Origin of the sequence: Streptosporangium saharense (assembly GCF_014203715.1) — a bacterium.
In the GTDB taxonomy this organism is placed as follows: Bacteria; Actinomycetota; Actinomycetes; order Streptosporangiales; family Streptosporangiaceae; genus Streptosporangium; species Streptosporangium saharense.
The window spans coordinates 154,124-168,408 of record NZ_JACHJP010000006.1 but is presented as its reverse complement, the minus strand read 5'-3'; the positions used below and the strand labels follow the sequence as shown (position 1 = coordinate 168,408).

The 14,285-nt window shown below is 73.2% G+C and carries 7 protein-coding genes; 5 read left to right on the top strand and 2 right to left on the bottom strand.

The features are described 5' to 3' along the window. Nucleotides 1–49 precede the first annotated feature (49 nt). The 5 genes from FHS44_RS26325 to FHS44_RS26305 all read left to right on the top strand — a co-directional run bounded on the left by FHS44_RS26325 (nt 50) and on the right by FHS44_RS26305 (nt 9,914). Complete coding sequence (locus FHS44_RS26325) at nt 50–6,175, top strand: non-ribosomal peptide synthetase (protein ID WP_312863818.1); 6,126 nt, start codon at nt 50–52, stop codon at nt 6,173–6,175. Next, a complete protein-coding gene (locus FHS44_RS26320; protein WP_184719310.1) occupies nt 6,172–6,345 on the top strand; it encodes an MbtH family protein in 174 nt (57 codons plus the stop codon). The genes FHS44_RS26325 and FHS44_RS26320 overlap by 4 nt, the downstream gene beginning before the upstream one ends. Nucleotides 6,346–6,413: 68 nt before the next feature. Then, nucleotides 6,414–6,665 carry an acyl carrier protein gene (locus tag FHS44_RS26315; RefSeq protein ID WP_184719302.1) on the top strand — a complete coding sequence of 84 codons (252 nt, stop codon included), beginning with the start codon at nt 6,414–6,416 and terminating at the stop codon, nt 6,663–6,665. Between the two features lie 52 nt (nt 6,666–6,717). Beyond that, nucleotides 6,718–8,082 carry a condensation domain-containing protein gene (locus FHS44_RS26310; protein WP_184719300.1) on the top strand — a complete coding sequence of 455 codons (1,365 nt, stop codon included), beginning with the start codon at nt 6,718–6,720 and terminating at the stop codon, nt 8,080–8,082. After that, nucleotides 8,079–9,914, top strand: a complete 1,836-nt coding sequence (locus tag FHS44_RS26305; RefSeq protein WP_184719298.1) for a N,N-dimethylformamidase beta subunit family domain-containing protein — start codon at nt 8,079–8,081, stop codon at nt 9,912–9,914. Before FHS44_RS26310 ends, FHS44_RS26305 begins: the two co-directional genes overlap by 4 nt. A gap of 37 nt (nt 9,915–9,951) precedes the next feature. Here FHS44_RS26305 and FHS44_RS26300 read toward each other — a convergent pair whose 3' ends face one another. Both FHS44_RS26300 and FHS44_RS26295 read right to left on the bottom strand, forming a co-directional pair. Beyond that, the gene (locus FHS44_RS26300; RefSeq protein ID WP_184719296.1) at nt 9,952–11,106 is read right to left on the bottom strand and encodes an FAD-dependent monooxygenase; all 1,155 of its coding nucleotides are present in this window, start codon (nt 11,104–11,106) and stop codon (nt 9,952–9,954) included. A 52-nt stretch (nt 11,107–11,158) separates the two neighbouring features. Next, a complete protein-coding gene (locus FHS44_RS26295; RefSeq protein WP_184719294.1) occupies nt 11,159–14,281 on the bottom strand; it encodes an AfsR/SARP family transcriptional regulator in 3,123 nt (1,040 codons plus the stop codon). Between the last annotated feature and the right edge of the window lie 4 nt (nt 14,282–14,285).

The window sequence follows — 14,285 nt, the reverse complement described above, 5'->3', positions numbered from 1 at the left end:
AATATGCGCGGAGCGGGCTTTCGCATACCCATTTACGAGGCGTGCTCATGTGCGTGCGATCCCGCGGCCGCCGAAGGAGCTCTGCGTGCTTCAGCCAGAGACCATTTCCCCCGGCCAGTCCTGGACGGAGTATCCGCTGTCGTACGGCCAGCAGCGGTTATGGTTTCTTCACCGCCTCGACCCCGGCGACTCAACCTACAACACATCCTATGTTTACAGGTTGAAAGGTCGTCTTGACACCGCCGCTCTGGAAGCCTCCTTCACCGCGGTCGCCGCGCGGCACGAAAGCCTGCGCACCCGATTCCGCGAGGTGGCAGGAGAGCCGGTCGCGGTCGTCGAACCCCCGGCCCCGGTCGTCGTCGAACGGCTGAGCGCGGCGGACGAGGAACAGGCGCGCACGCTTGTCTCCGGCGTCACCAACACCGAATTCGACCTGGCCGCCGCGCCGCCGTTCCGGGTGGCGCTGATCGAGCTGGGCCCGCTCGACCACGTGCTCTGCGTCGTGCTGCACCACATCAACGGCGACGGCTGGTCGCTGAACGTGCTGTGCTCCGAGGTCGCCATCCTCTACGCCGGTGGCGGCGCCGCCGACCTGCCCGCCCTGCCCCTGCAGTACGGCGAGCACGCCCGCGCGCAACGCGCCGCCGAGGACACCGAGCTGCGCTGGTGGGTCGAGCATCTGACCGGGGTCTCCCCCCTCGACCTGCCCGCCGACCGGCCCCGTCCCGCCCAGCGCGGCGGCGAGGGCGGCGAGGTGCACTTCGAACTCGACGAGGAGCTGACCGCCGGGATCACCGAGCTGGCGAGGCGCTCGCGCTGCACGCCGTACATGGTGCTGCTCTCCGCCTACCAGGTGCTGCTGGCCAGGCACGCGGGGCAGGAGGACTTCTGCGTCGGCACGCCGTCGGCGGGGCGCGGGACCACCGAGCTGGAGACCATGATCGGTTTCCTGTCGACCACGCTGGCGCTGCGCTGCGACGTGTCCGGCGACCCCACCTTCGCCGACCTGCTCAAGCGCACCCGCAAGGTCGTGCTCAACGCGCTGTCCCGTCAGGACGTGCCCTTCGAGCGGCTCGTCGCCGAACTCGACGTCGAGCGGGACCTCAGCCGGACCCCGCTGTTCCAGACCCTGTTCGCCTTCCACACCCACGGCGAGGCCGGCGACCCGCTGCCCGGCCTCGACGCCTCCCCCTTCCCGCACGGCTGGACCAGGGCCAGGGTCGACCTGTCCATGGACCTCACGCCCCTGCCCGAGGGCCACGTGCTCGGCACCGTGCTCTACAGCACCGACCTGTTCGAGCACAGGACGGCCGAGCGGATGGTCGCCAGGTTCGTCGAACTCCTCAGGGCCGCGGTAGCCGCCCCGGAGACGCCGATCGGCTCGCTGCCCATGCTTCCCGAGGCCGAGCTGGACCTGCTGGCCGCGTGGAACGAGACCTCGGCCGAGCTGCCCGAGCTGACCCTGGTCGACCTCGTGCTGGACCAGGCCGCCGCCACCCCCGACGCCGTCGCCGTCGGCGCGCTGACCTACGCCGAGCTGACCGCGCGGGCCGCCGACCTGGCCGGACGGCTGGCCGCCGCGGGCATCGGGCGGGACGCGCTCGTCGCCGTCCAGATGGAACGCGGGACGGACATGGTCGTCGCGCTGCTCGGCGTGGCGATGAGCGGGGCGGCCTACCTGCCCGTCGATCCCGACTACCCGCGGGCCCGCGTCGCCTACGTGATCGAGGACTCCGGCGCCGCCCTGGTCCTGACGAGCCTGGACGACCTGCCGCCCGCCACCGCCGATGTTCCCGTACGGCCCCGCCCCGGCGACACCGCCTACGTCCTCTACACCTCGGGTTCGACGGGACGGCCCAAGGGCGTCGTCGTGCCGCACCGGGCGCTGACGAACTTCCTGCTCGCCATGCGGACGCTGGTCGGCTCGACGTCGCGGGACGTGTGGCTCGCGCTGACCTCGCTGTCGTTCGACATCTCCGCCCTTGAGCTGTATCTCCCGCTGGTGACCGGGGGCAGGATCGTCGTCGCCGACGCCGACACCGCCCGCGACGGCGCCGCGCTGGCCCGCCTGGTCAGGGACGAGGGCGTCACCCACGTGCAGGCGACACCGTCCGGCTGGCGGGTCCTGCTCAGCGGGGACCTGCCCCGGGTGACGGCGCTGACCGGTGGCGAACCCCTCGCGCCGCAGCTCGCCAGGGAGCTTCGGCCCCGGGTCGCGCGGCTCGTCAACGTCTACGGCCCGACCGAGACGACGATCTGGTCCACGGCCTGGGAGGTTCCCGAGGAGCCCGGCGAGATCGTCATCGGCGGCCCGATCGCCAACACCGTCGTGCACGTGCTTGACCCGGCCGGTTCGCCCGCGCCGATCGGCGTGCCCGGTGAGCTGCTCATCGGCGGCGACGGGGTGGCGACCGGCTATCTCGGCCGTCCCGCGCTGACCGCCGAGCGGTTCGTGCCCGGCCCCGGCGGCTCGCGCGTCTACCGCACCGGGGACCTGGCCCGCTGGCGGGCCGACGGCACCCTGGAGTTCCTCGGCCGCACCGACAACCAGGTCAAGCTGCGCGGCCACCGCATCGAACTCGGTGAGATCGAGGCGGTCCTCGACACCTGCCCCGGGGTCGCGCAGGCCGTCGTCGCGGTGCGCGGTGAGCGGCTGGCCGCCTTCGTGGTACCGGTGGAGCCCGGTGACCCCGAGCTCCTCGACGCCGTCAGGGAGCACGCGGGACGGCAACTGCCCTCCTACATGGTGCCCGGCGTGCTCGTCGAGGTCGGCGCGCTCCCGCTCACCCCCAACGGGAAGATCGACCGCAAGGCGCTTCCCGACGTCGAGGCGGCCCCGCAGACCGCCGCGACCGCGCCCCGCACCCCCGCGGAACGGCTCGTCGCCCAGGTCTTCTCCGAGGTGCTCGGCGTGCCCTCCGTCGGGGCGCACGACGACTTCTTCGCCCTCGGCGGCCACTCGCTGCTGGCGACCATGGTCACCGCGCGGCTTGCCGTACTGTCCAGGATCGAGGTGCCGGTCAGGGAGGTCTTCCTGCGGCCGGGTGTGGCAGCGCTCGCCGAGCTGCTCACCGGAGCCGAGCCCGCGCAAGGCGCACGCGACGACGAGGGACCCCGGCCGAGGCCGGAGGGGAGCGTCCCGCCGCTGTCCTTCGGGCAGGAGCGGCTCTGGTTCCTCAACCGGCTCGACCCGGACGACGCCTCCTACAACATGTGCCTGGTCAGGCGGCTGCGGGGGCCGCTCGACCGGCAGGCTCTCGCCAGGGCGCTGGACGGCGTCACCGCCAGGCACGAGAGCCTGCGCACCCGCTTCCCCGACGTGGACGGCGCCCCCTCGGTCGTCATCGACCCGCCGGGACCCGTGCCCGTCGAGGAGGTCACGGTCACCGGGGAGGCCGAGGCGCTCGACGTCGTCGCGGACCTCACCAACCGGCCCTTCGCCGACCTGGCCACCAGGCCGCCGCTGCGGGCCGTGCTCGTCAGGATCGGCGCGGAGGACCACGTGCTGTGCGTGGTCGTCCACCACATCCTCGGCGACGGCTGGTCACTCAACCTCATCTTCGAGGAGCTCGGCCACCTCTACTCGGGGGGTGGCGAGCTGCCCCCGCTGCCGCTGCAGTTCGGCGACGTCGCCCGCTGGCAGCGGGAGCGCGACACCTCCGCGCTGCTCGACCACTGGCGCGAACGGCTCACCGACCCCACCCCGCTCGACCTGCCGCTCGACCGGCCACGCACCGCGGCGAGCACCAGGGACGGCGACGTGGTCGAGGTCAGGCTGACTGCGGAGCAGGCCCGTGAGCTGGCCCTGCTCGGCAGGCGGCACGGCGCCACCATGTTCATGGTGCTGCTCGCCGCCTACCAGACGCTGCTGGCCAGGCACACCGGACAGAACGACATCCTGGTCGGCACCGCGACCGCGGGCAGGGACCGGGTCCAGCTCGAACCCGTCGTCGGCTACCTCAGCGACACGCTGGTGCTGCGCGGCGACCTGTCCGGCGACCCGGTCTTCACCGAACTGCTCGAACGCACCCAGATCAGCGTCCTGGACGCCTTCTCCCACCAGGGCGTCCCCTTCGAGGAGCTGGTCACGGCGCTGCGGGCCGAGCGCGACCTCACCCGCACCCCGCTGTTCCAGACCATGTTCATCCTGCACACCCAGGACGGCGGCCAGGACGGCGACGCCTTCGCCGGGCTGACGGCGAGCGCGTTCGAGCACGGCATGCGTCAGGCCAAGCTCGAACTCGCCCTTGAGGCCTGGCAGGACGAGCACGAGCTGCTGCTCACGCTGGTCTACGACACCGCGCTGTTCGACCGGGCGACGGTCGAGGCGCTGGGCGCGCGGCTGCGGCTGCTGCTCACCGCGCTTCCCGGTGCCGCGGACGAGCGGATCTCCGCGCTGCCGCTGCGCACCGAGCAGGACGAGACGCTGCTCGCCCGTCTGGGCGAGGGACCCGCCCTGCCCGAGACGCCCTCGGTGCCGGAGCTGGTCGCGGCGGCCGTACGGCGGTCGCCCGACGCCGTCGCGGTCGGCTGCGGGCCGCAGGCGCTGACCTACGCCGAGCTGGACGCCAGGGCCGACGAGCTGGCCGGTCTGCTGCGCTCGCGCGGCGTCGCCCCGGGAGACGTGGTCGGCGTACGGCTCGGCAGGACGCCCGACACGATCGCGGCGCTGCTGGCCGTCTGGCGTGCCGGGGCCGCCTACCTGCCGCTGGACCCCGACTACCCGGCGGAACGGCTCGCCTTCCTCGTCGAGGACAGCGGGGCGTCCTACGTGCTCGACGCCGTGCCCGAGGCCGTACAGCCGATGGAGCCTCTGCCGCACGGCGCCGCCGCGTACGTGATCTACACCTCGGGCTCGACCGGCACCCCCAAGGGCGTGGTGGTCGGGCACGACGGGCTCGCCGCGCGGGTGACGTGGATGCGTCAGGCGTACGGCCTGCACCCCGGCGACCGGGTCGTGCAGTTCGCCTCGCTGAGCTTCGACACGCACGCCGAGGAGATCTACCCGGCCCTGGCGGCGGGGGCGCGTGTCGAACTGCTTCCCGACGGCGGCGTCACGCTGCCCGACCACCTGGCCGGGGTGACGGTCCTCGACCTGCCGACTGCCTACTGGCACGCGCTGGTCGACCAGATCGACGAGGTCCCGTGGCCGGACACGCTGCGGCTGGTCATCCTGGGCGGCGAGCAGGTGCACGAGGCCGCCGTGGCGCGCTGGCGGGAGCGCTTCGGCGACCGGGTACGGCTGGTCAACACCTACGGCCCGACCGAGACGACGATCATCGCGACCACGGCGGAGCTGGACGGTTCCCCGGGACGCCCGCCCATCGGCGTGCCCGTCGGCGGCACCCGCGTCCTGGTCCTGGACGAGCACGGCGAGCCGGTGCCGCCCGGCGTGGCCGGTGAGCTGTGCGTCACCGGGGCGGGCGTCGCCCAGGGCTATCTGGGCAGGCCCGCGCTGACCGCGGAGCGGTTCGTGCCAGGCCCCGGCGGCTCGCGTGTCTACCGCACCGGCGACCGGGTGCGCTGGCGCAACGACGGGCAACTGGAGTTCCTCGGCCGCGACGACGACCAGGTCAAGGTCAGGGGCTTCCGGGTCGAGCTGGGTGAGATCGAGGCGCGGCTGCTGGCCTGCCCGGGAGTCGGCCAGGCGGCCGTCGCCGTACGGGACGGGGTGCTGGTCGGATACATCGTCGGCACTCCCGAGGGGGAGGACCTCGCCCGGCTGCTCGGGGCCACGCTGCCCGCCTACATGGTGCCCTCCCTGTGGGTACGGCTCGACGCGCTGCCGCTGAACCGCAACGGCAAGATCGACCGGGCCGCGCTGCCCGCGCCGCAGGCGGCCCCCAGGGAGCGGGTCGCCCCGCGTAGCGACGCCGAACAACTGGTGGCCGACGTGTTCGGCGAGGTGCTGGGGATCGAGGAGATCGGCGCCTTCGACGACTTCTTCGCCCTCGGCGGGCACTCGCTGCTGGCCACCCGCGTCATCGCCAGGATCCGCGCCCTCGTCGAGATCGACGTGCCGATCCGCGTGCTGTTCGCGCACAGCACCGTGGCGGGGCTCGCCGCCTCGATCGAGGAGACGCTGATCGCCGAGCTGGCGGAACTGTCCGACGACGAGGCCGAGGGTCTCGTGCGGACGCCTCAAGGACCTCAAGGAAACGGGGAAGCGAGATGAGTCACCACGTCGTGGTCAACCACGAGGAGCAGTACTCGGTCTGGCCGGAGGGCAGGCGGCTGCCGGACGGCTGGCGCCTTGAGGGCTTCTCCGGCCCCAAGGAGGAGTGCCTGGCCCACATCGACAGGGTGTGGACCGACCTTCGTCCGCTCAGCGCGAGGGAGTCCTGACATGTCCGAGGAGTGGATCTGGGTCTCGCGGGACGACATCCGCGGCCCGCACCGGAGGGGGAGCGCCAATGGTTAGGGAACGGCTGGCCGCGATGGTCGCCTCCGCGTCGGACGGCGCCGTCACCGCCGAGGAGGCACTGAACGCCACGGTCCCGCTGTCCGCCCTCGGGGTCACCTCGCTGGCCCAGATGCGGCTGATCGACGCGGTCGAGACGGAGTTCGGCGTCGAGATCGACCTGTCGGGCGACGGCCTCGACCTGCTGGACGACCTGGGAGCCCTCGAACGCCACATCACCCAGGCCGGACGCCCCGGTCCTTGAGACGCCCCCTGACAGAGCGGTCGGAGGCGTTTTTCGAACGGGGAGAGACAACATGGACATCCGGTTCTCGGGGAGCCGGTCGGGTACGGCTCCGCTGACCTGGGGACAGCGGGCGATCTGGGACGCGATCAGGAAGACGGCACCGGACGACCACTACTTCAACTTCGGCCGGGTGCTCGCGGTGCCGAGACGGGCCAGGCCGCTGACCGTGGCGCGGGCCGCCGAGGTCCTGGGCGCCCTGGTCGAGCGGCACGAGTCACTGCGTACCAAACTGACTGTGGGGCTGAGCACGGGGCCAGGGGCGGCTCCGTCCCCACGGGTACCACCGGACGCCGAACCGTCGCAGGTCCTCGGGACGGCCGGGAGCATCCCGGTGACGATCTCCCGCGAGGACCCGGAGCGGCTGATGGAGGAGCTGGCCGCGACGGCGTTCGACTACGCCGGTGAGTGGCCGTTGCGGGTCGGGTTGGTGGTCGACGAGGACGGCACGGTGTCCCACGTCGTGCTGGTCTTCTGCCATCTCGCGGCCGACGGGCTCGGCGCCGAGGTCGCGGTCACCGACCTGAGACTGCTGCTGTTGCGCGGAGCCGTACCGGGACCGCCGCCGCCCTCGCCGCTCGACCTGGCCCGCTGGCAGCGCGCGGAGCAGGGAAGACGGGTCGCCCGCATCGCCGCCGAGCACTGGGAGCACGAGTACCGGCGCATCCCGCCCACCATGTTCGACCGGCGCGTCGCGGCTCCCGACGAGCCGCCGATCTGGCGCGCGCAGCTCGTCTCGCGGGCGATGGACCTGGCCGTGCAGCGGATCGCGGCGGTGTACGGCACGAGCACCTCGACCGTGCTGCTGGCCGCATCGAGCATGCTGGTCGGCGCGGTGACCGGGCACGAGGTGTGCGCGATGCTGCCCATCGTGGGCAACCGCTTCCGCCAGGACGCCGCCCAGGCCGTCACCACCCTCTCCCAGGAGGGCCTGTTCGTGCTGGACGTCGGCGGGCGTTCCTTCACCGAGGTGCTCAGGGCCGCCAAGCCCGCCGCGCTGCGCGCCTACCGCTCCGCCTACCACGACCCCGGGGACAGGGACCGGCTGACCGAGCGGGTCAGCCGCGACCGGGGCACCCGGGTCCACCCCTACTGCTGCTTCAACGACATGCGCTTCATCGACCGGGTTGACGCCTCCCACGACGAGCGGACCGTACGGCTGGCGATGGAGGAGACCACGCTGACCTGGCCGCTCAGCCAGGACCAGCTCAACTGCCGGTTCTGCCTGCACATGACCGGGGAGCGGGGCGGCCTCGGCGTCTCGCTGACCGCCGACACCCGCTACCTGCCGAGAGAGGGCATGGAACGCTATCTGCGCGACCTGGAGTCGCTGCTGGTCGAGGCGGCCTTCCACGAGACGCTGGAGCCGGTCGGATGACGGTCTACGCCTACGCCGAGTCCACCTCGTGCGTCCAGGAGGGGTCGCTGCGCTTCCACCTCACCCGCACCTCGCGGGCCCCGGCGCGCGGCACGGTCACGGTCGAGGACGTCGCCGCCGACAGGCCAGTGCTCACCGCGCGCTTCGACGGCCCCGTGTGGACGCTCGACGTCCCCGCCGACTGGTCCAGCTCGCTCTACCGCGCGGTCTTCACCTCCGAGGAGGGGGAGGGCTCCGCCGAGGGTCTCTCCGACGTCTACTTCGTGGTCAGGGCGGCGAAGCCGTCCTCGCCGGTCCTGCTGTCGATCCCGTTCCCGACCTGGCAGGCCTACAACAGGGCGGGCATCCCCGGGGAGTCGATCTACTGGACCGAGGAGCCGACCCGCGCCGCGAAGGTCTCCTTCACCCGGCCCGGCGGGGGTCCGCCGCCCGAGCGCTGGGAGGAGGGCATGCTCCGCTGGCTCGGCCCGGCCGGTTACGACGTGGACTACTGCTCGGGGCTCGACCTGCACGACGGGGCCGAACTGCTCGGCGGCTACCGGCTGCTGGTCGTCAACGGCCACGACGAGTACTGGACGGCCGGGATGCGCGACAACGTCGAGGCGTTCGTCGCCCGGGGCGGCAACCTGGCGGTGTTCTCCGGCAACACCTGCTGGTGGCAGTTCCGCCTTGAGGACGAGGGCCGGACCATGGTCTGCTACCGCGACGCGGCCATGGACCCGATGGCCACGGTCGAGCCCGGCCTGACCACGGTCGAGTGGTCGAGCGCCCCGGTGAACCGCCCGGAGAACACGCTGACCGGCGTCAGCTTCAGGCGCGGCGCCGGGACGTGGGGACCGTACATGCAACTCATGCACGAGGAGTCCTACACGGTCAGGTTCCCCGAGCACTGGGCGTTCGAGGGGACCGGGCTCGGCGAGGGCGACAAGTTCGGCCAGGGCGCCATCGGCTACGAGACCGACGCCTGCGACTTCGTCGAGGTGGACGGCGTCCCGCTGGCCACCGGCCGTGACGGCACCCCGCCCTCGTTCGTCATCCTCGCCACCGCCGACCTGCGCCACTGGCACCGCTACGGCCAGGGCGGCATGGCGACCATGGGCGTCTTCGGTCTCGGCTCCGGGACGGTCTTCACCGCCTCCACCGTGAACTGGGGCAACGCCCTGCACGACCCGATGGTCGACCGGATCACCCGCAACGTGCTCGACCGCCTGTCGGAGCCGGTCGGCGGCTGGCAGATCGTCGGCGGTGCCGGCTCCCCGCGCGCGCTGACGGTCTTCGGCTCCCGCCTGTACGGCGTGGCCCCCGACGACTCGCTGCTCGTGCGGGACGTCGCGGCCCAGAACCTGCGCTGGCAGCGGGTGGGAACCGCCCCCGGCGTCGTCGCCATGGCCACCCCCAGGGAGGCCACCGCCGTGCACCCCATCGGGCTGTACGGCCTCACCGCGGACGGGCGGCTCGTCTTCGACGACCAGGAGAACGGCTGGACCACGCTGGCCGAGGCGCCCGCCGCCTCGGTCGGCCTGGGCATGGTGAACGGGGAGTTCTTCGCGGTCAACGCCGAGGGGCTGTGGAAGCTGGGCCCGGAGACCTCGGAGTGGGTCCTGGCCGGTCCCTCCGGCGACGCCGTGAGCCTCACCGCGATGAACGGCCGCCTCTACATCGCCGACGCCGAGGGCAGGATCCGCACCCGCCCGCCGGTCGTCGGTCCCGCCGGGTGGGAGGACCTGTGCGACGCGGGCGGCTGCACCGTCCTGACGGCGCACGCGGGCCTGCTGATCGGCACCGGCCCCGACCGTCCGCTGTTCCAGCGTCCTCCCCTGCCGGACCGCTGACCCGTTCTTCCGCCCTCGTCACCCGGTGAACCGCGCCTCACCGTGTGACGAGGGCGGGATAGTCCTTGAGGTCGACGGAGGTGGCGAACCTGTCGGTCATCTTCAGCATCATCCCGAGCAGGAACCTGCTCTTGAACATCCAGTTGCGCATCGTGATGCGCAGCGGCGAGGGCGGCGCGAGGAAGGGTCCGGCGCTGCCCTGCCTGGCTACCGTCGCGTAGCCATGCATGATTTCCTGATATTTCCGGAAAGCGGCCCTGTGGTCGCCGTCCGCCTCGACCAGTTCCCCGGCCAGCACGTAGGCGCCGACGATCGCCAGGCCGCTGCCGAAGCCACCCAGGGTGTTGCCGTAGGCGGCGTCGCCGAGCAGCACGACCCGCCCCCTGGAGTAGTCGTCCATCTTGACCATGCTGATCGAGTCGAGGTAAACGTCCTCGGCGTCGCGCAGCCTGGCAATCAGCTCGGGGACCTTCCAGCCCATGCCCCGGTAGGCGTCGGCCAGGATCCGCTTCTGCTGCCCGGCGTCGTAGCGGTCGTAGTCGAGGTGCTTCGAGGCGAAGACGAGGAACGCGGGCGCCTTGGGGCCACCGAGCGCGGCCATCCTGCCCGGCTCGTTGTACATCGCGGGCGGGTGGTCGAAGTCCAGGCCGACCAGCGCGTAGTAGTAGCCGGTGAAGTTCACGTGGTCGGACTCGGGGCCGAAGGTCAGGCGCCGCACGTTGGAGTGGATGCCGTCGGCGCCGACCACCAGGTCGAAGGTGCGTGGCGCGCCGCGTTCGAAGGTGACGTGCACGCCGTCGGCCGTCTCGGTCAGCGAGGTGATGGAGTCGCCGAAGACGTACTCGCAGCTCTCCCTGGTCCGCTCGTACAGCAGGACGGCCAAATCGCCGCGGCGGATCTCGATCTCGCCGCCGCTGAACTCCCCGGGCATGACCGCCAGGCGCCTGCCGTTGGCGTCGACGATCTCCTGGTCGGTCCCGCCCGTCTGGCGGCGCCGTACCTCATCGAGGATGCCCATGCGGTCGAGCACGGCGAGGTGGGTGGCTCCCTTGAAGTCGACGGCCTGGCCGCCCCGCCGGAAGACGGGGGCCTTCTCGACGACGGTGACCGTGCAGCCCGCGCGGCTGAGCCAGTGGGCGAGGGCGGGTCCGGCGATGCTCGCGCCGGAGATGAGGACCGTGGTGTTCTTCATGTCGACGAGCTTCGGCGCGGGCGCTGACAGCCCGCCGACAGCGCGTTGACAGTCACCCGGCGTGCCTGTCGAGCGCTGTCAGCACCTCCTCGTGGCTCATGGTGGCACCGCTGGCGAACGCCTCGGCGAAGACCTCGGCGCCGACGAGGTCGCGGGCGGCGTCGGTGATCCTGGCGACGTCGCGGTCCCCGGCGACGACCGTGCCGCGCAGCGCGACCGCCATGCCGAGCAGCGTCGCCGCCTCCCGGCCCGCCCCGTCGAGCAGTACGGCCCCGGCCCACCCCTCGACGACGTCGGCGAGGTCGGCGGCCAGCGGGGAGCTGCGCGCGACGGCGAGGGCCTCGCGGTGCCTGAGCCGGGCCCGTTCCCGGTCGCCCTCGGCCTCGGCGAGCCTGCCGAGCGCGACCAGCACGCGGGCCTGTGTCCCCTCGATGCCGAAGTCACCGTCCCGCGCGGCCTCGGACGCGAGATCGAGCAGGCGCCTGGCCTCCGCGAGGTCGCCGTCGTGCCTGGCGACCTCCGCCAGCCCCAGGTGGGCCGTGGCCGCGGCGCCCGGCCTGCCGGTGGTGCGGGCCAGCTCCCCCGCGCGCCGGTAGTCGGCGACGGCGGCGGCCACCTCCCCCTGGCACACCAGCCCCTCCGCCCTGCGCACCAGCACGTCCGCCGTCTCCTCCGCCGTGCCGAGCTGCTCGAACAGCCCGAGCGCCCGGGTCCACATGTCGTGGGCGCGCGTCCACTCCCCGCGCCTGCCCGCGATCGTGGCCAGCCAGTCGAGCGCCTGGGCCGTCCCCCACCGCTCCCCCAGCGCGTCGAACCCGGCCAGCGCCTCCCGCAGCCCCCGTTCGGCCCGCGCGGGCTCGCCGCCCAGCAGCGCGAGCAGGGACACGCTCAGCGTCTCCAGGGTCCGCAGCCACGCGTCCGAGCCCGCGAGCGTGCGCAGCTCGGCCTTCCTCGGCGGCCCCGCGGCCATGCCCCACAGCGCGACGGTGAAGGGATGGCGCAGCCGTTCAAGCCCCGCCACGGTCTCCTCTGCCCGCCGCCAGTGCTCGGGCAGCGCACGGGGTACGGCGTGCACCACGCACATGACGTACTCCTCCTCGAACCCCTCGACGGGCTCGGGAACCATCTCAAGCAACCGCGCCGCGATCTCCCCCACCTGGCCGCGCCGTCCGCTCAGCCACCAGTAGGCCGCAAGCGCGGTGACCAGCCGCAGCGCCGTACGGCACGCCTCCTCGTCACCGGCCCGCGCCCCGGCCACGGACCCACGCAGCGCGGCCATCAGGTTGCCGTGGTCGACGGAGAGCACGGCGAGCCACGTCAGCTGCTCGGCCCCGCGCAGGTAAGGGTCGGCCCGGCGCGCCAGGGCGAGGAAGTGGCGGGCGTGGGCGCGGTCCAACCGCTCCCGCTCCCCCGCCTCGGCCAGCCGTTCCGCGCAGAACAGCCGGATCGTGTCGAGCATCCGGTAGCGGTCGCCGTCGGTCTCGACCAGCGACCTGTCCACCAGGTCGGCCAGCAGGCCCGCGGCGTCCTCGACATCGCAGACCTCCTCGACCGACGCCAGAGAGGCACTCGCGGAGAAGACGGCGAAGCGCCTGGCCAGCACCCGCTCCTCGGGGGTGAGCAGGTCCCAGCTCCACTCGACGACCGCGTGCAGGGTCCTGTGGCGGGCGGCGGCCGTACGGTCCCCCCGGGACAGCAGCCGGAAGCGGCCGTGCTCGGCCAGACGGACGGCGATCTCCTCGACGGTGAAGGAGCGCAGCCGCGCGGCCGCCAGCTCGATCGCCAGCGGCAGCCCGTCGAGCGCCGCGCAGATCCGGGTGACCGCCGCGACGTTGTCCTCACCGATCTCGAAGCCGGGCCGTACGGCCGCCGCCCGGTCGGCGAACAGCCGTACGGCGGGACAGGCCATGGCCAGCTCCGAAGGCGCGTCCAGGGGCGGTACGGCGAGCGGCGCGAGCGGGACCAGCGTCTCGCCGGTGATGCCCAGCGGCTCGCGGCTGGTCGCCAGGACCGACAGGCCGGGACAGGCGCCGAGCAGCTCCCGGACCAGGGTCGCGGCGGCCTCGACCACGTGCTCGCAGTTGTCGAGGAGCAGCCGTGTCTCCTGCCCGGCCAGGGCGGAGGTCAGGTGCGCCACCGGGTCGGGGGCGCTCAGCGAGTGCAGGCCCGTCTCGCGCAGCCCGAGGGCGCCGAGCACCGCCTGGGCCACCTGGGGCGCCGTGACGGCCCCCGCCCGGTCGGCCAGCGGGGAGAGATCGACGAAGCACACCTCACGCCCGGTGCGCCCGGTGCGCCCCGCCGCCTCGACCGCCAGGCGGGTCTTGCCGGTGCCGCCGGGGCCGACGATCGTGACCAGCCGGTTCCCGCGCAGCGCGGCGAGCCGTTCCAGCTCCTCCTCACGCCCGAGGAAGCTGGTCAGTTGGGCGGTGAGGCCGCTCCTGCGGGCCGGGGCCGGGCGTTCGGCGCGCAGCACGGCCAGGTGGACCTCGGCCAGCTCGGGTGAGGGGTCGGCGCCAAGCTCCTCGGCCAGCAGCCGCCGGGTCTCCTCGAAGACCTCAAGCGCCTCAGCCTGGCGTCCGGCCGCGCTCAGCGCGCGCATCAGCTGGCCCCTGAGGCGCTCCCGCAGCGGGTTGGCGGCCGTCAGGCGCCGCAGCTCGGCCACCGGGTCGGCCTCGGGGAGGGCGAGTTCGGCCTCGGCGAGGTCCTCGGCCGCGGTCAGCCTCAGCTCCTCAAGGCGGGCCACCTGCGCCCCGGCGAAGGGCAGGTCCCCCAGGGCGGGTCCCCGCCACAGACCGAGCGCCTCCCGCAGCGTGGCCGCGGCGGCGGCGTGGTGCCCTGAGGACAGCAGCAGCCGTCCCTCGCGGGTGAGCCGCTCGAAGCGGTGGACGTCCACGTCCTCGGGGTCGGCCGCGAGCCGGTAGCCGTTCCCATGGAACTCGACCAGCTCGGCGGGCAGGACGCGGCGGAGCCGGGACACCTGGGCCTGTACGGCGTTGGCCGCGCCCGAGGGAGGGGCGTCGCCGTACTGGCCGTCGATGAGGCGCTCGACGGTCACCACCCGGCCCGCTTCGAGCAGCAGCATCACGAGCAGGGCGCGCGGCTTCGGCCCGGGTACGGCGATCGCCTCACCGGCCGGGGAGCGGACCTCCAGGGGGCCGAGGATGCCGAACCGCATGGGG